This window comes from Caballeronia sp. S22 (assembly GCF_964261745.1).
GTDB classification, from domain to species: Bacteria; Pseudomonadota; Gammaproteobacteria; order Burkholderiales; family Burkholderiaceae; genus Caballeronia; species Caballeronia jiangsuensis.
Genome location: NZ_OZ180035.1, coordinates 2,664,556 through 2,684,057, shown reverse-complemented (window position 1 = coordinate 2,684,057; position 19,502 = coordinate 2,664,556). Strand labels below are relative to the sequence as shown.

Here is a 19,502-nt window from a genome sequence, read left to right as displayed (position 1 = left end):
CGATAAGGGTTGCGTGTGATGACAGCCGCGTGACATGCGTGCCGTCGGGCTACGTGGAGGTGTTCGATTCTGGCAACAAAAGCACGTCACGTGCCCGTCATGGCGCTTTCATGAATCGCGTCTAGGGTGTAAAAGTTTATTTGACCCGGGCGTTTTGCTTAGCGACTCGTTCGGGCCGTTTGTTAGCGAAACACGCGCGCACGGGGCGCGCGCGCCGCGGTCTTCTTCATATGCCGAACATGGACACGATGGTTGCGCCGACCGCCGCAGAAGCGGTCTGGATCGTCAGGCTCCAGGGTCATCCGCAGTATGACTTCGTGCGCCTGAAGCGGGTATTCACCGACTTGGGCTCGCGCCATCAGGTCGTGCTCGTCGACGTCCGGAAGCTTCTCGCGTGCGCCAATCGCGACGACACGGATTACGTGCTCAAGGCCGTCGATGACTGGCACGCGGGCAAGGTGCGCGGCATCCGCGAGTTCCTCGACCCGGACAATCCGCGCGTACCCGAAATGCCCTACGTGACGATCAGCGTGCGGCGCTCGCCGGGGCTGCTCGGACTTCTGGGCGTGAATCGGGAAGGCGTGGTCGCGTTTCGCAACGGGCAGCATCGCGCGCGCTACATGGCGCACGCCGGCGCGCTGTGCATGCCGGTAGAGGTGCACGAGCGCGAGGCGGTCTTGCTGCGCGAGATGTGCGCAGCGCCGGATGCGTCGGGTGCGGAGTACGGAGAGATTTGAACGCGAAGACGTTCGGTTGCGCGGAGGAGATGGGCCAGACCGTGCGGACGCCGTCCGGCCCTTTGGGTTGAGATGTCGTCAGTTCGCGGTCGCCGACGCGCCCTGCATCGTTTGCAAGGTCATGACGGACTGCAAGGGCGCTCGCATGGTCTCGTCGGGCCGCGTGCCTTTGGCGGCGAATTCGCGGCTCAGATAGTCCAGCGCGTAGTCGATGAAATAGCGCGTCTTCGCCGGCAGATACTGCCGTCCGGGATAGACGATCGACACTTTTACGTCGGGGTCGTCGACCGAGTAGTCATCCAGCAGGCGAACGAGCGTGCCGTCTTCGAGATCCGAGCGCACGATGCCTTCGGCGACGATCGAGAAACCCATGCCTTTCAGCGTCGCGAGACGCACCATCAGCCCGTTGTTGACCGTGTACACCGGCGCGAGCGTAATCTGTTCGGTGTCGCCGAGGCGATGCCGGAAGTGCCAGGTCTGACTACGCATCTCGTTCGGCAGTCCGACGGAAGGCAGCGATTGCAAATCGGCGGGTGAATTGGGCATGCCATGTTCGGCGATGAATGCTGGCGTCGCGACCGGCACCAGCGCGTTGGTTCCAACCGGCCGCTCGATGAGCGCCGTGCTCGACACCATGAAAGCCGTGACGATGCCGAGGTCGAATCCGTCCTCGACGAGGTCAACGTGTCGCTCTGCGAGGGTCAGGCGCACGTTTACTTTTGGATAGATTTTTCGAAAGCCGTCGATGAGTGGAGTCAGCGTGAGCAGGGAAAGCGCGCTCGAGGAGACGACGCGCAGCGTGCCGCTCGGCTCACCCTCGGTGTGCGTGACGGTCGATTCGAGATGATCCAGTTCTTCGAGCAGCGCGCGGCAGCCTTCGAGATAACGCGTGCCGGCTTCAGTGAGCGACAGATTGCGGGTGGTGCGGTTGATGAGGCGAGTCCGCAGATGTGCTTCGAGCATGGCGATTGCCCGAGTGACCAGCGCATTAGAGACGTCGAGTTGTTGTGCGGCGCGGCGGAAACTTTCCGTATCCGCTACGCGCACGAAGACGCGCATTGCATGAATCTGGTTCATCTTGGATTACCTCGCAGTTGTACTACATGGATCTGGATTCGTGCTTGCGTTACGCGCGGGTGTCCAGTTTCGGTGATCTATAAAACCGATAATATTAAGAGAAACACAGGATTGCAATACCTAAACAAAAAGGTTTTTGAATTCGACGACTTAATTTTTTGAGAAAACGTTTGGCCCTGCTTTAAAAGCCCGGACCCAATCAGGAGTGGGCTCTGCAGTCTGTCCATATTTTGTCGCAAACCTTGATATATAAGGATTTTCGGCGAGTCAGATAGGGAATTGATTCATTTTTTTATGATATATGTAGCGCTCTCTTAAAATATCGAATTTTGTGCTGCGCCCAGGCCATTTAGAGAATTGATATATGAGGAAGCAGCTGTGAGTGATTTTATTTATTGATGTGTAGCTCGCGATAAATATTCTTGCTAAAGGATTACCGTCGGGAACCGGTTTCGATCCAGATAATGACCGTCGCGTCATTTTGGTGAGCCGATAAAAAGCCGGACTTCACTATTGAGAACTCGCTCGTCGCGCAGCCTGAAGTTGCTCTATTTTTCCGCCTCGCGATCAGCTACTCATTCGTTTTTTGAAGGTGTGCCCGATTCAAATCGACGGCGCTAGTGGCACGTTAATTGGCGCGCTTCGCCCGATCTAGGTATATCCCATTCGCGCTATTCATTTTCACGCCCGGCTTTTTACGGCGATCCGCGGTTCTTCGCGAGCATCGGGCGCTGCGGACGCTACGGACGGACCGGTACGAAACGACAGGCGTGCTCCTTGCGCGATAATCGGCGGACACACAAGGAGGCTCTGTTCATGGCTCAATCCAATCCGACGACCGTCACGCTGCCGACAGGCGAAGCGATCCCGAAGCTCGGCCAGGGCACCTGGGAAATGGGCGAGCGGCCCGGCGCGCGCAAGAGCGAAATCGCGGCGCTGCGCGAAGGCGTCGATCTCGGCATGACGCTCATCGATACCGCTGAAATGTACGGCGACGGCGAAAGCGAGAAGCTCATCGCCGAGGCGCTCGGCGACCGGCGCGACGAGCTGTTCATCGTCAGCAAGGTGTATCCGCATAACGGCAGCGAACGCGGCGTGCAGGCCGCGTGCGAGCGCAGCCTGAAGCGTCTGAAGACCGATCGCATCGATCTCTATCTGCTGCACTGGCGCGGCGGCGAGGATCTCGAAGGCGTGGTCGCGGGTTTCGAGAAACTAAAGGGCGACGGCAAGATTCGCCACTGGGGCGTGAGCAACTTCGACACCGACGACTTGGAAGAACTCTTTTCGATCGATGGCGGCGATGCCTGCGCCACCGATCAGATTCTCTACAACGTCGCGCGGCGCGGACCGGAATTCGATCTGCTGCCGTGGCTGCGCGAGCGCCGCATGCCCGCGATGGCGTACAGCCCCGTCGATCATGCGCGCCTGCCGCGCGGCGGCGCACTCGAAAAGATCGCGGCGGCGCGGGGCGTGTCGGCGTTTCAGATCGCGCTCGCGTGGGTGCTGCAACAGCCGCAGGTGTTCGCGATTCCGAAGGCGGCGGACGTCGCGCACGTGCGGGAGAATCGCGCGGCGCTCGACCTTCGTCTGTCCGCCGATGAACTCGCGGACATCGATCAGCAGTTCAAACCGCCGAAGTCGAAGCGCTCGCTGGAAATGCTTTGATGCCGCGCGGGATCAGGTGCACGCGTGATGCGCGTGCACCGAGCCGAGCACGGCGACTTCGGCGGGCGTGCGCCGGAGATCGGCTTCGCTGACCTGCTTCGCGTCGGCGAGGAAGTCATCGACGATCGACGATACCTGCGTATCCGGCAGGCACAGCGATACGCGCCTCGTCTCGCCAACCGGCAGCGATGCGCGCTGCGACAGAAACAGCACGCCATATTGATAACCGCGCACGATGCCGCGCACCGCGCCCACGCATTGGCCCTGCGACGCGTTGTCGGACTTGGCGGTGCATTGCTGCACGAGTGCGTAAGCGGAGAAGGTCGGATCGGCTGAGCCGGACGCTGGCGCTTGCGGCGCGGTCTGCGCCTGCGCGGCCATTGCGGCGCTCAAGGTGAAGGCACAGAGCGCGACGGAAAGGGCGGGTTTCATCGGTTGAATCCTCGTTGTTGTTGAACATCGAACCGATGAGAGACGCCCGAACCCGCTTTGGTTCCGATGAATGGCGGCAGCGCCTCCGAACTCAGCGCTCCTGACGCTGCAGCGCGCGCAATTCGTCGATGGGAATGTGGCAATGGATCGCGTGCCCGTCGGATGCGTCGCGGCACGGCGGCGTTTCAGTCTCGCAGATCGCGCCGATCTTGCGCGGGCAACGCGTATGGAACACGCAGCCCGAAGGCGGATTCGCTGCGCTCGGCAATTCGCCCGTCAGCCGGATGCGCTTCGCGTGCGTTCCGTCGATCGACGGCACCGACGACAGCAATGCTTCGGTGTACGGATGCTGCGGTCCGTCGAAGACCGCGGCGGCGCGCCCGATCTCCATGATGCGCCCGAGATACAGCACCGCGATGCGGTCCGACAGATAGCGCACGACATGCAGATCGTGCGAGATGAACACGTAGCTCACGCGCCGCTCGCGCTGCAAATCCGCGAGCAGATTGAGGATCGCGGCCTGCACGGAGACGTCGAGCGCGGATGTCGGCTCGTCGCAGACCACGACGCGCGGATCGCCCGCGAACGCGCGTGCGATCGCGACGCGCTGCTTCAGTCCGCCCGACAATTGCCGCGTGCGCGAGCCGAGATAACGTGCCGGCAGGCGCACGGCTTCCGTCAGCGTATGCAGGCGTTTTTCCTTTGCTTCGCCATGCAGCGCCGCGAGCTTCGACAGCGAACGCGCGATCAGTTGCCGCACGGAATGCGCACGGTTCAGCGCGGAATCCGGATTCTGGAAAACGATCTGCAGCGACTTCACCTGCTCGTCGCTGCGCTTGGTCACGCGCTCGGCCAATGCTGCGCCGTCGAGTTCGAGCGACGCGCCTTTATCGGGCGATACGAGTCCGAGCAGCAGCTTCGCGAGCGTCGTCTTGCCGCTGCCCGATTCGCCGACGAGCCCGAGCGTCTCGCCTTGCACCAGATCGAGCGAGACGTCGTGCACGGCGCGCACTTCTTCATCGCCGACACGGAAGGTCTTCGAGAGATTGCGCGCGGAAAGCGCGAGCGGCTGATCCTCGCCGTTTGCCACGTACACCGGCGTTTCTTCGGTGGAGCGCGGCAGCGTCTGCGCGCGTTCGTGATAGTGACAACGCGCCATCTGATCGCCGTGCGCCGACGCGACGCGATAGGGCGGCGGCGCGTCCTTGAGACAGCGCTCGTCGGCGAGCTTGCAGCGCGGCGCGAAGATGCAGCCCTGCGCGATCGATCCCGGCAGCGGCAGCGATCCGGGAATCGTGTCGAGACGCCCGCTCTCCTTGCTGCGGCTTTCGCGCGGCAGACAGCGCAACAGACCGACGGTGTACGGATGCCGCGGCCGCGCGAACACGTCGGCGGTCGTGCCTTCCTCGACGAGCTTGCCCGCGTACAACACGCCGACGCGATCGCACATGCGCCCGATCACCGCGAGATTGTGGCTGATGAAGAGCACGGCCGTGCCGAGCTCCGCGCGCAACTGCGCGATGAGATCGAGCACTTCGGCTTCGACGGTGGCGTCGAGCCCGGTGGTCGGCTCGTCGAGAATCAGGAGCTCGGGATTGCACGCGAGCGCCATCGCGATGACCACGCGCTGCTGCATCCCGCCCGACAACTGATGCGGATAACTCTCCATCACGCGCTCGGGCGAGGCGATGCGCACGCGCCGGAGCATCTCGGCGGTGCGGGACAGCGCTTCGTCGGCGGATGCGCCCGTGACTTCGAACGCCTCGGAGACTTGCCGCGCAATCGTGAGCGACGGATTCAGCGCGCGCCCCGGGTCCTGATAGACCATCGACACCGCATTGGCGCGCATGCCGCGCAGCGCGTCGGCGTCGAGCGATGCGACATCGCGCCCGGCAATCGAAATGCGGCCCGCCTTCACGCGCCCGTTGCGCGGCAGGTACCGCAGCACCGCGAGCGCGGCGGTCGACTTGCCGCAGCCCGATTCGCCGACGAGTCCATACGCCTCGCCGCGCTTCACGCGCAACGTGACGTCCTGCAGCACCTCGCGCTCGCGTCCGCGCGAACGATAAGCGACCGTCAGGCCGACGACGGTGAGCGCGTCGGCGTGATCGCCCTTCGCGGCGCCGAAAGTGGGAAAAGCCGATGGCGGCGGTCCGTTCATCGGTCGAGCACTCCTTGCACGGCATCGGCGACGAGATTCACCGCGATGACCAGCGACGCGATCGCGGCGGCATCGAAAACGACGGTCCACCACGCGCCGCCCGCCATCAGCGTGTAGCTTTCGGACAGCGCGAGGCCCCAGTCGGCCGACGGCGGCTGGATGCCGAAGCCGAGGAACGAGAGCGTCGCGACGGCGAAGATCGCATAGCCGAGACGTACCGTTGCCTCGACGATGATCGGCGGCAGCACGTTCGGCAGAATCTCCGCGAACATGATGTACACCGCGTTCTCGCCGCGCAGTTGCGCCGCCAGCACATAGTCCAGATGGCGCTCGCTCAGGACGGCCGCGCGCACGGTGCGCGCGGTGATCGGCGCGAACGTCAGGCCGATCACGAGAATCACCGTCGTGTTGCTCGCGCCGACTGCGGCGAGCGCGAGCAGCGCGACGATCACGAGCGGCAGCGCCAGCATCGCATCGATCACGCGGCCGATGACGGCATCGACCCAGCCGTCGAAATAGCCGACGACGAGCCCGATCGCCGTGCCCGCCGCGGTGCCGAGCAAGGTCGCGAGCGGCGCGATGGTCAGGATGTCGCGCGAGCCGACGATCACGCGCGCGAACACGTCGCGGCCGAGCTGATCCGTGCCGAACCAATGATCGCCGGACGGCGCGACGAGCGAGTTGAGCGGATCGGATGCGTAGGGATCGTGCGGCACGAGCCAATGGCCGAAGAGCGCGCACACGACCCAGAAGAGCAGGATCAGCACGCCGATATCGAACGTGGCCGAGCGCATCAGCGCGTTGAGCGCTTCGAAGCGGCGCGGCTTGACGGGCGCCTGAGGCGCGACGGTCGTGCTCATCGCGCGTCTCCGTCCGAATCGGCGGTGCGCAGACGCGGATTGAGCACGACGTAGAGCGCGTCCGCGATCAGATTCGCCGCCGTATAGATCACGCCGATGCTCAGCACGCCCGCTTCGAGCATCGGGAAGTCCTTGCCCCGCGCGGCGGTGTAGATCAGCGAGCCGATGCCCTGATAGTGGAACAGCGTCTCCACGACGACCAGCCCGCCGATCATGTAGCCGAGCTGCGTCGCGGCGACGGTCACGGTCGGCAGGAGCGCATTGCGCAGCACGTGGCGAAGAATCACGACGTGCTGCGGCAGGCCCTTGAGGATCGCCGTGCGCGTGTAGTCGGCGTCGAGCGCCTCGACCGTGCCCGCGCGCGCCATCCGTGCGATATAGCCGAAGAACACGAAGACGAGCGGCAGCACCGGCAGGATCAGATGCTCCAGTTGCGTGAAGAAGCCCGCGCCGGCGGGCGCGGTCGCTTCGATCGGCAGCCATTGCAGCCACACGCCGAAGATCAGGATCAGCACGATCGACGAGACGAATTCCGGCACGACCGTCGCCGTCAGTCCGCCGATGCTGATGAGCCTGTCGATCCAGCGTCCCGCGTGCAACGCCGCGTAGACGCCGCCCGCGATGCCGAGCGGCACCACGACGACGAACGCGAGCGCGCCGAGCTTCGCCGAGCTCCACAGCGCGTTGCCGATGAACGGCGCGACCGGCGCGCGAAACGCATAGGACTCGCCCATGTCGCCGCGCAGGAAATGGCTGATCCAGCTCGAATATTGCGTGAGCAGCGGCCGATCGACGCCGAGCTGATGATTGAGCGCCGCGACGGCGCGCGCATCGGCGAGCGGGCCGAGGATCGCGCGGCCGACGTCGCCCGGCAGAAGCTGGCCGCCCGCGAAGACGATCATCGACAGAAGCCAGAGCGTGACGAGCGCGAGCAGCAGCCGCACGCCGATGAAGCGCACGACGCGTTTCATTTTGGCGAAGTCGGCTACGTGCGCCGTCGGCGTGACCGTGCTCATTTACGCCGATACCGTCGCGCGGTCGAACCACATCTGCGAGATCGCGTTGAAGCGCACGCCCGAGACGTTGGCGCGCGTGACGATCAACTGGTCGTAGAAGTAGGGGATCACGACCGGCGTTTCGTCGAGCAACAGGCGCTGGATCTGCCCGGACAGCTTTTTCTGCGACGCGACATCGAGCGCCGCGACGAACTGCGCGACGAGCTTGTCGTAGTCGGGATTCTTGAAGTGCGCCGCGTTCCAGGTGCCCGCGCTCGTCAGCGGCGCGTTGAGGAACACGTTCGGCACGCCGCGATGCCCGTAATCCGTGATGCCGAGCGGCGAATCCAGCCAGTCCGACTTGCCGAACGCGCCCGAGCCGTAATACAGGTCCTGGCTTTCCACCTTCAACTGGATGCGAATGCCGATCGCCTTCGCCGCGTTCTGCACGACGACCGCGAGATCGGGAATCTCCATGTACTTCTCGGTGGTGAGCGTGACGTCGAAGCCATTGGCGACGCCGGCTTCGCTCATCAGCTTCTTGGCCTGCGCGATGTCGATCTTGCGTTGCGGCACCGTGAGATCGCTCGACGGGAAGACCGGCGCGAACGGGCTGTCGTTGCCGCCGGTCGCGCGGCCGCGAAACAGTCCCTTCACGATGACTTCGCGATCGATGGAAAGCGCGAGCGCCTGACGCACGCGCTTGTCCTTGAACGGCGCCATGTCGCAGCGCATGTGAATCTGGCGATGCGAGCTCGACTTCGTGCCGAGCACCTTGAATTGCGGATTCGTGAGTATCGAAACGCCGCCCTGCACGGTGAAGTCGCCCATCACGTCGGCCTGGCGGCCTTGCATCGCGAGGAGTTGCGCCTGCTGATCGGCGTAGAAGGAGAAGGTCACGCGATCGGGCAGCGATTTCTCGCCCCAGTAGTCGGGATTACGCACGAACGACGCGCCGACCTTCGGCGTGTATTTTTCGAGCTTCAGCGCGCCCGTGCCCATGAACGTCTTTTCGTAGGGCCCGGTGAAATTCGCCGGCAGGATCACCGCGTTATACGTATCCGAGGAAACGTAATACGGGAAATTGCCATTGGGCGCGTCGAGATGGAATTCGACGGTGTGATCGTCGATGGCCTTCGCCGAATCCTTCGACAGCACGCCCTTCAACACCGACAACGCCGCCGAGCCCGCGCCCGGATCGGACAGGCGATTGAACGTGGCGACGACGTCCTTCGCGGTCATCGGCTGGCCGTCGTGGAACTTCACGTTCGGGCGCAGCTTGAAGGTCCACACGTCGCCCTTCGCATTCGACGACCACGACAGCGCGAGCGCGGGTTTGAGCGTCAGATGTTCGCTGTCGTCGTCGATGAGGAATTCGCCCGTCTGATTGATGAGCGCGAGACCGGCCGCGTCGGTGACGGTGAGCGGATCGACGGCGCCCGCGGGCATCAGATGCGCGACGCGGATCGTGCCGCCCGGCTTGCCCGCGCCTTGCGCGCGCGCGCCCGGCATGCCGAGAAGGCCGCCCGCCGTGAGCGCCACGCCGAGCATGCTCGCATGGCGCAGCAGCTCGCGGCGCGTGAGGCGCCCGGCCAGGAACTCGTCGATCGCGTGATTGCCCAGTTCGCCCGCATGCGGGCGGGCGAGGTCGAGGAGATGCGCGTCGGTCGAAGGTTTTTTCATCGTGTGCGGATGTTGTAGTTGTCGTGCTCGCCCGGGCTTCGCGCCGCGCGAGCGATCAGGTTAGCCGCGCCGAAAAGCGCCGCCGCGTCTTTGGCCGGTAGCAAGGCGCGCGCCGAGTCTGCGTCGCGCGTGTCTCGCGCCCGCTTCAGTGATCGTGCGGATGCTTGTGAATCGGATCGACCCAATAGACTTCCTCGGGCTTTTCCACGGCATCGATGTTGAGATTCACCACCACCGCTTCATTGTCGCTGCGCACGAGCACGCATTCGAGCGGATCGTCGGTGCTGGCATTGATTTCCTGATGCGGCACGTAGGGCGGCACGAAGATGAAATCGCCGGGACCGGCCTCGGCGGTGAATTCCAGATGCTCGCCCCAGCGCATGCGCGCCTGACCGCGCACGACATAGATGACGCTCTCGAGCGCGCCATGATGATGCGCGCCCGTCTTCGCATTCGGATGGATCGTGACCGTGCCGGCCCAGATCTTCTGCGCGCCGACGCGCGCCGCGTTGATGGCGGCCGCGCGGTTCATGCCCGGCGTCTGCGGGGTGTTGGTGTCGAGCTGATCGCCCTTGATGACCTTGACGCCGTGTTCGCGCCAATCGGTATGCTGATGTGGGTCGCTCATGTCGGTTTATCGTCTGCGGATAAGGAAAGTCCGTTGCCGCCACCAACAGAGCGAGCAACGGACTTCCGATACTACACGGTTCGATAGCGATTATTTCGCTTTCGAGTTGATGATCGCCTCGGACACGTTCGTCGGCGTCTCGGCGTAGTGCTTGAACTCCATCGTGTAGGTCGCGCGGCCCTGCGTGAGCGAACGCAGCGAGGTCGAGTAGCCGAACATCTCGGCGAGCGGCACTTCCGCGCGCACGAGCTTGCCGCCGCCGCCCGCTATGTCTTCCATGCCCTGCACGAGCCCGCGCCGGCCGGACAGATCGCCCATCACGTTGCCCATGAATTCCTCGGGCGTCTCGACTTCGACGGCCATCATCGGTTCGAGCAGCACCGGCCTCGCCTTGCGCATCGCTTCCTTGAAGGCGATCGAGCCTGCCATGCGGAACGCGTTTTCGTTCGAATCGACGTCGTGATACGAGCCGAAGGTCAGCCGCACCTTAACATCGACGACGGGATAGCCCGCGAGCACGCCTGCCTTGAGCGTTTCCTGAATGCCCTTGTCCACGGCCGGGATGAATTCGCGCGGAATCACGCCGCCCTTGATCTGGTCGACGAACTCGTAGCCCTTGCCCGGGTCCGGCTCCAGCGCGATCACCGCATGACCGTACTGGCCGCGCCCGCCCGACTGCTTGACGAACTTGCCTTCGATGTCCTCGACCTTGTTGCGCACCGTCTCGCGATACGCGACCTGCGGCTTGCCGACAGTCGCCTCGACGCCGAATTCGCGCTTCATCCGGTCGACGAGAATTTCGAGGTGCAGCTCACCCATGCCGGAGATGATCGTCTGGCCGGATTCCTCGTCGCTCGCCACGCGGAACGACGGATCTTCCTGCGCGAGACGATTCAGCGCGATGCCCATCTTCTCCTGGTCGGCCTTGGTCTTCGGCTCGACGGCCTGCGAGATCACCGGCTCCGGGAAGATCATGCGCTCGAGGATGATCACGTGATTCGGATCGCAGAGCGTGTCGCCGGTCGTCGCTTCCTTGAGACCGACCGCCGCCGCGATGTCGCCCGCGCGCACTTCCTTGATTTCCTTGCGCTCGTTCGCGTGCATCTGCAGGATGCGGCCGAGGCGCTCCTTCTTTTCCTTCACCGGGTTGTAGACGGTGTCGCCCGAATTCACGACGCCCGAATAGGTGCGGAAGAAGATCAGCTGGCCGACGAACGGGTCCGTCATGATCTTGAACGCGAGCGCGGAGAACGGCTCGTCATCGCTCGGATGGCGTTCCGCTTCCTTGTCGTCTTCCGTGTGGCCGAGAATCGCGGGCACATCGACGGGCGAGGGCAGATAGTCGATCACCGCGTCGAGCATCGCCTGCACGCCCTTGTTCTTGAACGCGCTGCCGCACAGCATCGGCACGATCTCGTTGGCGATGGTGCGCTTGCGCAGCGCCGCCTTGATCTCATCTTCCGTCAGGCTCTCGTGATCTTCGAGATATTTTTCGAGCAACTCCTCGCTCGATTCGGCGGCGGCCTCGACCATCTTCTCGCGCCACTCGTGCGCGAGCTCCTTGAGATTGTCGGGAATCTCCTCGTAGTTGAACTTGATGCCCTGGCTGTCGTCGTCCCAGACGATCGCCTTCATCTTCACCAGATCGACGACGCCCTGAAAATGCTCTTCCGCGCCGATCGGAATCTGGATCGGCACCGCGACGCCCTTGAGGCGCTCGGCGATCTGCCGCTGCACGCGAAAGAAGTCCGCGCCGACGCGGTCCATCTTGTTGACGAACGCAATACGCGGCACCTTGTACTTGTTCGCCTGACGCCACACGGTTTCCGACTGCGGCTGCACGCCGCCGACCGAGTCGTAGACCATGCACGCGCCGTCGAGCACGCGCATCGAGCGCTCGACCTCGATCGTGAAATCGACGTGTCCCGGCGTGTCGATGATGTTGATCCGGTGTTCCGGATAGTTGCCCGCCATGCCTTTCCAGAAGGCCGTCGTCGCCGCGGAGGTGATCGTGATGCCGCGTTCCTGCTCCTGCTCCATCCAGTCCATCGTGGCCGCGCCGTCGTGAACCTCGCCGATCTTGTGCGTCACGCCGGTGTAGAAAAGGATGCGCTCGGTAGTCGTCGTCTTGCCGGCATCGATGTGAGCGCTGATTCCTATATTCCGATAGCGCTCGATGGGAGTCTTGCGGGGCACGTGAACCTCCTGTGGATGTGTCGACCCTGGCCACCATGCGGCGGCCATCGGCGCGACCTGAAGTGGTGAGATGCGTCGCGCTGAATCTTTTTAGGATAGCGCGTCGGCAAGCTCTTTGCAGGAATCCTGCCAGCCCGGAGGAAGGGACTTTTCGGACGCAAAAAAACCGGCGTGCCTTGCGACGACGCCGGTTTTCCGATCGGGCGAAGAGGCTTTACTGCGCGCGCGGCAAGCCCTTGAGCTGCATGCCGGGCTTGATGCCCTTCGCGGCGAACCAGCCCTTGGACATTTCGAGCGCGTACACGCCGTTGTTGCGCGGGCAGTGATTGTTCTCGGTTTCGGCCTGCATTTCGTCGATGTCGGTGATCGTGCCGTCTGCGCGAATGAACGCGATCGACAACGGGATCAGCGTGTTCTTCATCCAGAAGCAATGCACGGCGTTTTCGTTGAACACGAAGAGCATGCCTTCGTTCGGCGCGAGCTGCGTGCGATACATGAGGCCTTGCTCGCGATCGGCATCGTTCGCGGCGACGGCGGCATCGATCACGTACATGCCCGCGGTGAGCTTCGCGCGCGGGAAATCGGATGGTTGCTTGGCGCCGGGCGGCATCGTCTGGGCCTGCGCGAGCGGCGCGGCCGCGAATGGCAGCAACAACGCGATCACACATGCGCGAATCATGGCGGCGATGCGCGAGCGCCGGGCCGAAGCCGTCGAACTGAATGGTGACACCAAGGCACGCAACAACAGATTCACGACGATGCTCCTCTCAAGACAAACGTTGTGCCGGAAAGCCGGCGGCCCCGCGCATGTTACTCGATGCGCAAGCACAAAACAAAAGGGCAGACGCCTTGCGGCCATCTGCCCTTCAACGCCGTAAAAACGGCGGTAATGCTCGTTCTTGACTTCGCTATACCGCCGTTTACAACGAACTTACTGAGCTGCCGAAGCGGCTTCCGGAGCCGAAGCGGCTGCCTTCTTGTGCGACTTGTGCGACGACTTGTGCGACTTCTTGTGCGCCGTCGACTTGTGAGCCGACGAAGCAGCTGCCGGAGCAGCAGCGGCCGGAGCCGAAGCTTCTTGTGCGAAAGCGGCAGTTGCGAACAGGCCAGCGACGAGAGCAGCGATCAGTTTGTTCATCTTGTGAATCCTCAGCTTGAGTTAATTAACCAAACGACCCGGTCATTGAGTCATGTCGGTAAACGAGCCACCTACCTTTCGGTTGACAGTCGCTTCGATAAATTAATCGCGATACGACTGTGAACGCTTGAACCTTTCAAACTCCCTGGAGCACACAGGTTGTTGTAATCAGTTTTTCGCTCATGCCGGATAGCTTTACGCGGCATCTGACGCCCTTAACGCATCGCGAGAGGAGTCGGTTGACGCGATTTACAGAGAATTGCGCAGCAGACCAAAAAAATATTCGATTCGAGACACGCGCTACTCGATCTTCATGACACTGCCTTTAAGCGCATCGCAATGATTCGAGCAATGTCGCTTATTTTCGGGATAGTTGAATGCGATTCAACGAAGGCGTTGCCACGGCGCGCCCGGCGGAACCTCAACGGTCTCGCCCGGCGCGATGTCGAGCGTGAAGATATCGAGCGCGCCGATCGCGACGCGCACGAGCCGCAAGGTCGGAAAGCCGACGGCCGCGGTCATGCGTCGGACCTGCCGGTTCTTGCCTTCGGTGATGGCGAGTTCGATCCACGTCGTCGGGATGGCGGCGCGATAGCGGATCGGCGGCGTGCGCGGCCAGAGCGCGCCGGTGTCGCGTTCATCGACGAAGCGGGTGCGGCAGGGGCGCGTCACATAGTCGCCAAGATCGACGCCTTTCGCGAGACGCGCGAGCGTGGCTTCGTCGGGCGCGCCTTCGACTTGCGCCCAGTAGCGCTTAACGAGCTTGTGGCGCGGCTCCGCGATGCGCGCCTGCAACGCGCCGTCATCGGTGAGCAGGAGCAGGCCTTCGCTGTCCGCGTCGAGCCTGCCCGCGGGATACACGCCCGGCGTCTTCACCCAGTCGCCGAGCGACGCGCGCGTTTCGTGCGCGGAGAACTGGCAGATGGTGCCGAACGGCTTGTTGAGGGCGATGAGTGACATGCGAGGCGGCGCGTGGCGTGATCGGATGCGGCATCTTAATGCATGCGCATGGCCGCCTCGGGCGCGCCGGGGCAGGCCAGCATGGTTAGAATGATGTCGTGACCAACATCGGGGCTGTGCGTCGTCGCCCCCGCATGCTGCATCGCATCGCTCTCTATCCAGTTTGTTTGCTCCCATTCAAGTCCGGCCTTATTTGGAGTCGACCATGCCGTATCAGCACATCAAGGTTCCGGCGGACGGTGACAAGATCACCGTCAACCCGGATTTCTCGCTCAACGTTTCGGATCAGCCGATCATCCCGTACATCGAGGGCGACGGCACGGGCGTCGACATCACGCCGGTGATGATCAAGGTCGTCGATGCGGCGGTGGAAAAGGCCTACGGCGGCAAGCGCAAGATTCAATGGATGGAAATCTTCGCGGGCGAAAAGGCGACGCGCGTCTACGGCCCGGACGTGTGGCTGCCGGACGAATCGCTCGACGCGGTGAAAGACTACGTCGTGTCGATCAAGGGGCCGCTCACGACGCCTGTCGGCGGCGGCATCCGGTCGCTGAACGTGGCGCTTCGTCAACAGCTCGATCTGTATGTGTGCCTGCGGCCGGTGCGCTATTTCAAGGGCGTGCCGTCGCCGGTGCGCGAGCCCGAAAAGATCGACATGGTGATCTTCCGTGAGAACTCCGAAGACATCTATGCGGGCGTCGAATGGCCGGCGGAATCGGCCGAGGCGAAGAAGGTCATCAAGTTCCTGCGCGAGGAAATGGGCGTGACGAAGATCCGTTTCCCGGATTCGTCGGGGCTCGGCATCAAGCCTGTGTCGCGCGAGGGCACGGAACGGCTCGTGCGCAAGGCGATTCAATACGCGATCGACCACGACCGCCGCTCGGTGACGCTCGTGCACAAGGGCAACATCATGAAGTTCACCGAAGGCGCGTTCCGCGACTACGGCTACGCGCTCGCGCAGAAGGAATTCAACGCGGAATTGATCGACGGCGGTCCGTGGATGAAGGTGAAGAACCCGAAGTCGGGCAACGACATCGTCGTGAAGGATGTGATCGCCGACGCGTTCCTGCAGCAAATCCTGTTGCGCCCGGCCGAATACGACGTGATCGCGACGCTCAACCTGAACGGCGACTACATCTCGGACGCGCTGGCGGCGCAGGTGGGCGGCATCGGCATCGCGCCGGGTGCGAACATGTCGGATTCCGTCGCGATGTTCGAAGCGACGCACGGCACGGCGCCGAAGTACGCGGGCAAGGACTACGTGAATCCGGGCTCGGAAATCCTCTCGGCCGAAATGATGCTGCGACATCTGGGCTGGGTGGAAGCGGCGGATTGCATCATCGCGTCGATGGAGCAGTCGATCCTCTCGAAACGCGTCACCTACGACTTCGCACGCCTGATGGAAGGCGCGACGCAGGTATCGTGTTCGGGATTCGGACAGGTGATGATCGAGAATATGTGAGGACTCACCTCGGTTCGATGTGTTAAATAAAAACCCCGGAAGGCCTACGCCTTTCGGGGTTTTTAAATTGCGCCCGCGCCTCATATGCGAGAAAGCGCAGGGCGCAAAAAAACCCGGCGCAAGGGCCGGGTTTCACGAGGCAAAGTCCGATCGAACGGTCAGGCCGATTCCTGGATGTTCGAAGCTTGTTTGCCCTTAGGTCCCTGGACGATCTCGAAGCTGACCTTCTGGCCTTCTTTGAGAGTCTTGAAACCGTTCATTTGAATCGCCGAGAAATGTGCGAACAGATCCTCGCCGCCTTCATCGGGCGTGATGAATCCGTAGCCTTTCGCGTCGTTGAACCACTTGACCGTACCAGTAGACATTCGTACTTCCCCTCTAACTCTTGTCGCACCCAGAGCACGCTCGAAATGCGGCCACCCCACAATGTGAACCGCCCCCTCCTCACAAGCTCACCTCGGCCTCTTTTTTCGTCCGTGGTTGGCCCCCGGAAAAAAGTGCCAGTTTGATTGTTAAATCTCTTAAATCGGGTGTCAAGGAATTTTTGGGATGGCCGTTAAGCTCGTTGCAAAGAGCGCATTCGTAGGGTAATTCCTGCTTTGCGTGTGCGCTGCCGTCCAAGCACGCCATCTTGAAAAGTCGCATAATCGACTCACTTGTGTGTTACCTGGCGGCCCGCGGCGCCTGGTGCTCGGTTTGTTTTTTTTGAAGCTGTGCGATACTCGTTTTGACGAGGTGCAAGCGGGCCGCGCCGAAGCGTTGGGCAGCGGCAGGATTCGATGGACGGTAGCTGCGCAATTGCAGTTTTCAGCGTTTCATTCCGACCGGGCGGTTGGTGCTGGAGCGGTGATTGCGGGGACGTCCGTGTTGTTTAGAATGGGTGTATGGCGATCAATCCCAACAAGCAGGATGGCACTGTACTGGAGCGGCAGGAGCAGAAGCTCAAGAAGCCGGCTATGTACAAGGTGGTGCTGCTGAATGATGACTTCACGCCGATGGAATTCGTCGTGATGGTCGTGCAGGAATACTTCAATAAAGATCGTGAGACTGCGACGCAGATCATGCTGAAGGTTCATCGCGAAGGCAGGGGAGTTTGTGGGGTCTACACGCGGGATATCGCGTCGACCAAAGTTGAGCAAGTCGTTAGCCATGCAAGGCAAGCGGGACATCCGCTGCAGTGCGTGATGGAGGAAGCATGATTGCCCAGGAACTGGAAGTCAGTCTGCACATGGCGTTTATGGAAGCACGTCAGGCGCGGCACGAGTTCATAACGGTCGAGCATCTCTTGCTCGCCCTGTTGGACAATCCGACCGCGGCTGAAGTGTTGCGCGCCTGCGCAGCCAACATTGAAGATTTGCGTCAGAACCTGCGCAATTTCATTCATGACAACACGCCGACCGTGCCGGGCACGGACGACGTCGATACTCAGCCGACGCTTGGTTTCCAGCGCGTGATCCAGCGCGCGATCATGCACGTGCAATCGACCTCGAACGGCAAGAAGGAAGTGACCGGCGCGAACGTGCTGGTGGCGATCTTCGGCGAGAAGGACTCGCACGCGGTGTACTACCTGCAGCAGCAGGGCGTGACGCGTCTGGATGTCGTGAATTTCATTTCGCACGGAATCGCCAAGACGAACACCGGCGACGCCGCGAAGACGAACAGCGAAGCCAATCCGGAATCGGAAGACGCCGCCGCGCAGAAGGAAACGCCGCTTGCGCAGTTCACGCAGAATCTCAATCAGCTCGCGAAGGACGGCAAGATCGATCCGCTGATCGGCCGCGAGCTGGAAGTCGAGCGCGTGGTGCAGGTGCTGTGCCGCCGGCGCAAGAACAATCCGCTGCTCGTCGGTGAAGCTGGCGTCGGCAAGACCGCGATCGCCGAAGGCCTCGCCTGGCGCATCACGCGCGGCGAAGTGCCGGACATTCTGGCTGATGCGCAGGTGTACTCGCTCGACATGGGCGCGCTGCTCGCAGGCACGAAGTATCGCGGCGATTTCGAGCAACGCCTGAAGACGGTGCTCAAGGAACTGAAGGAGCGTCCGCACGCCATTCTGTTCATCGACGAAATTCATACGCTGATCGGCGCGGGCGCGGCTTCGGGCGGCACGCTGGATGCATCGAACCTGCTGAAGCCGGCGCTGTCGTCGGGGCAGTTGAAGTGCATCGGCGCGACCACGTTCACGGAGTATCGCGGCATCTTCGAGAAGGACGCGGCCTTGTCGCGTCGTTTCCAGAAAGTGGATGTCACCGAGCCGACTGTCGAGCAGACCGTCGCGATCCTGCGCGGCCTCAAGACGCGTTTCGAGGAGCATCACGGCGTGAAGTATTCGTCGGGTGCGCTGTCGGCGGCGGCGGAATTGTCGGCGCGCTTCATCACGGATCGTCATTTGCCGGACAAGGCCATCGACGTGATCGACGAAGCGGGTGCCGCGCAACGCATCCTGCCGAAGTCGAAGCAGAAGAAGACCATCGGCAAGAGCGAGATCGAAGAGATCATCTCGAAGATCGCGCGCGTGCCGCCGCAGAGCGTGTCGCAGGACGACCGCAGCAAGCTCCAGACGCTCGATCGCGATCTGAAGGCAGTCGTGTTCGGTCAGGACCCGGCCATCGATGCGCTGTCGGCATCGATCAAGATGGCGCGCGCGGGCCTCGGCAAGACGGACAAGCCGATCGGCGCGTTCCTGTTCTCCGGCCCGACGGGCGTCGGCAAGACGGAGGTCGCGAAGCAACTGGCGTTCACGCTCGGCATCGAGTTGCTGCGCTTCGACATGTCGGAATACATGGAGCGTCATGCGGTCAGCCGGTTGATCGGCGCGCCGCCGGGCTATGTCGGGTTCGACCAGGGCGGTCTGTTGACCGAAGCCGTCACGAAGAAGCCGCATTGCGTGCTGCTGCTCGACGAAATCGAGAAGGCGCATCCGGACATCTACAACGTGCTGCTGCAGGTGATGGACCACGGCACGCTGACGGACAACAACGGCCGCAAGGCGGATTTCCGCAACGTCATCATCATCATGACGACGAATGCGGGCGCCGAAACGATGGGCAAGTCGGTGATCGGTTTCACGTCGCGGCGCGAGTCGGGCGACGAAATGGCCGACATCAAGCGCATGTTCACGCCGGAGTTCCGTAACCGTCTGGACTCGATCATCAGCTTCCGCTCGCTGGACGAGGAAATCATCCTGCGCGTGGTCGACAAGTTCCTCATGCAACTGGAAGATCAGTTGCACGAGAAGAAGGTCGATGCAGTCTTCACCGATGCGTTGCGCAAGCATCTCGCGAAGCACGGTTTCGATCCGCTGATGGGCGCGCGCCCGATGCAGCGTCTGATTCAGGACACGATCCGTCGTGCACTGGCCGACGAGCTGCTGTTCGGCAAGCTGCTCAACGGCGGCCGCGTGACGGTGGATGTCGATGCGGACGACAAGGTGCTGCTCACGTTCGACGAGAACTCGACGCCGCCGCGCAATCCGAATCCGGAAGCAATCGAAGTGGATTAATCGTAGGGG

General features: G+C 62.5%; 17 protein-coding genes. 5 read left to right on the top strand and 12 right to left on the bottom strand.

Features of this window, described 5'->3' with window-relative positions; translation table 11 throughout:
* Nucleotides 1–230: 230 nt before the first annotated feature.
* The gene (locus ACEN42_RS12645; RefSeq protein WP_035497871.1) at nucleotides 231–737 is read left to right on the top strand and encodes a plasmid fertility inhibition factor family protein; all 507 of its coding nucleotides are present in this window, start codon (nucleotides 231–233) and stop codon (nucleotides 735–737) included.
* A 78-nt stretch (nucleotides 738–815) separates the two neighbouring features.
* Here ACEN42_RS12645 and ACEN42_RS12640 read toward each other — a convergent pair whose 3' ends face one another.
* Nucleotides 816–1,814, bottom strand: coding sequence for a LysR family transcriptional regulator (locus ACEN42_RS12640; RefSeq protein WP_238209914.1), 999 nt, complete (start codon nucleotides 1,812–1,814; stop codon nucleotides 816–818).
* An 816-nt stretch (nucleotides 1,815–2,630) separates the two neighbouring features.
* Here ACEN42_RS12640 and ACEN42_RS12635 point away from each other — a divergent pair.
* The gene (locus ACEN42_RS12635; protein ID WP_371880116.1) at nucleotides 2,631–3,479 is read left to right on the top strand and encodes an aldo/keto reductase; all 849 of its coding nucleotides are present in this window, start codon (nucleotides 2,631–2,633) and stop codon (nucleotides 3,477–3,479) included.
* A gap of 12 nt (nucleotides 3,480–3,491) precedes the next feature.
* On the opposite strand, the gene ACEN42_RS12630 is transcribed toward ACEN42_RS12635, so the two are convergent.
* From ACEN42_RS12630 to ACEN42_RS12585, 10 genes are all read right to left on the bottom strand, one after another.
* Complete coding sequence (locus tag ACEN42_RS12630) at nucleotides 3,492–3,911, bottom strand: hypothetical protein (RefSeq protein ID WP_238209917.1); 420 nt, start codon at nucleotides 3,909–3,911, stop codon at nucleotides 3,492–3,494.
* 91 nt (nucleotides 3,912–4,002) lie between these two features.
* On the bottom strand, nucleotides 4,003–6,072 hold the full coding sequence (locus ACEN42_RS12625; RefSeq protein WP_371880115.1) for an ABC transporter ATP-binding protein: 2,070 nt from the start codon (nucleotides 6,070–6,072) through the stop codon (nucleotides 4,003–4,005).
* A complete protein-coding gene (locus tag ACEN42_RS12620) occupies nucleotides 6,069–6,932 on the bottom strand; it encodes an ABC transporter permease (RefSeq protein WP_238209921.1) in 864 nt (287 codons plus the stop codon). Before ACEN42_RS12620 ends, ACEN42_RS12625 begins: the two co-directional genes overlap by 4 nt.
* Entirely contained in the window at nucleotides 6,929–7,948 is a 1,020-nt protein-coding gene (locus ACEN42_RS12615) for an ABC transporter permease (RefSeq protein WP_035497877.1), read from the bottom strand. The genes ACEN42_RS12620 and ACEN42_RS12615 overlap by 4 nt, the downstream gene beginning before the upstream one ends.
* Nucleotides 7,949–9,610 carry an ABC transporter substrate-binding protein gene (locus ACEN42_RS12610; protein WP_371880114.1) on the bottom strand — a complete coding sequence of 554 codons (1,662 nt, stop codon included), beginning with the start codon at nucleotides 9,608–9,610 and terminating at the stop codon, nucleotides 7,949–7,951.
* A 145-nt stretch (nucleotides 9,611–9,755) separates the two neighbouring features.
* Nucleotides 9,756–10,238 carry a cupin domain-containing protein gene (locus ACEN42_RS12605; RefSeq protein WP_187607346.1) on the bottom strand — a complete coding sequence of 161 codons (483 nt, stop codon included), beginning with the start codon at nucleotides 10,236–10,238 and terminating at the stop codon, nucleotides 9,756–9,758.
* 90 nt (nucleotides 10,239–10,328) lie between these two features.
* Nucleotides 10,329–12,434 (bottom strand): elongation factor G, encoded by a 2,106-nt coding sequence (fusA, locus tag ACEN42_RS12600; protein ID WP_371880113.1) that lies wholly within the window; start codon nucleotides 12,432–12,434, stop codon nucleotides 10,329–10,331.
* 214 nt (nucleotides 12,435–12,648) lie between these two features.
* Nucleotides 12,649–13,113 (bottom strand): DUF192 domain-containing protein, encoded by a 465-nt coding sequence (locus ACEN42_RS12595; RefSeq protein ID WP_035497881.1) that lies wholly within the window; start codon nucleotides 13,111–13,113, stop codon nucleotides 12,649–12,651.
* A 252-nt stretch (nucleotides 13,114–13,365) separates the two neighbouring features.
* Nucleotides 13,366–13,572, bottom strand: a complete 207-nt coding sequence (locus ACEN42_RS12590) for a hypothetical protein (RefSeq protein ID WP_075583803.1) — start codon at nucleotides 13,570–13,572, stop codon at nucleotides 13,366–13,368.
* A 384-nt stretch (nucleotides 13,573–13,956) separates the two neighbouring features.
* Complete coding sequence (locus tag ACEN42_RS12585) at nucleotides 13,957–14,532, bottom strand: pseudouridine synthase (RefSeq protein WP_371880112.1); 576 nt, start codon at nucleotides 14,530–14,532, stop codon at nucleotides 13,957–13,959.
* Between the two features lie 205 nt (nucleotides 14,533–14,737).
* On the opposite strand from ACEN42_RS12585, the gene icd reads away from it, so the two are divergent.
* Nucleotides 14,738–15,994: an NADP-dependent isocitrate dehydrogenase gene (gene icd / locus ACEN42_RS12580; protein WP_238209924.1), complete on the top strand. Its 1,257-nt coding sequence runs from the start codon at nucleotides 14,738–14,740 to the stop codon at nucleotides 15,992–15,994.
* Between the two features lie 158 nt (nucleotides 15,995–16,152).
* Here icd and ACEN42_RS12575 read toward each other — a convergent pair whose 3' ends face one another.
* A complete protein-coding gene (locus ACEN42_RS12575; RefSeq protein ID WP_035497884.1) occupies nucleotides 16,153–16,359 on the bottom strand; it encodes a cold-shock protein in 207 nt (68 codons plus the stop codon).
* 519 nt (nucleotides 16,360–16,878) lie between these two features.
* On the opposite strand from ACEN42_RS12575, the gene clpS reads away from it, so the two are divergent.
* Together clpS and clpA are read left to right on the top strand one after the other, a co-directional pair.
* Nucleotides 16,879–17,193 (top strand): ATP-dependent Clp protease adapter ClpS, encoded by a 315-nt coding sequence (clpS, locus tag ACEN42_RS12570; RefSeq protein WP_014190611.1) that lies wholly within the window; start codon nucleotides 16,879–16,881, stop codon nucleotides 17,191–17,193.
* Nucleotides 17,190–19,493 (top strand): ATP-dependent Clp protease ATP-binding subunit ClpA, encoded by a 2,304-nt coding sequence (gene clpA / locus ACEN42_RS12565; protein ID WP_238209925.1) that lies wholly within the window; start codon nucleotides 17,190–17,192, stop codon nucleotides 19,491–19,493. Before clpS ends, clpA begins: the two co-directional genes overlap by 4 nt.
* Nucleotides 19,494–19,502: the final 9 nt, after the last annotated feature.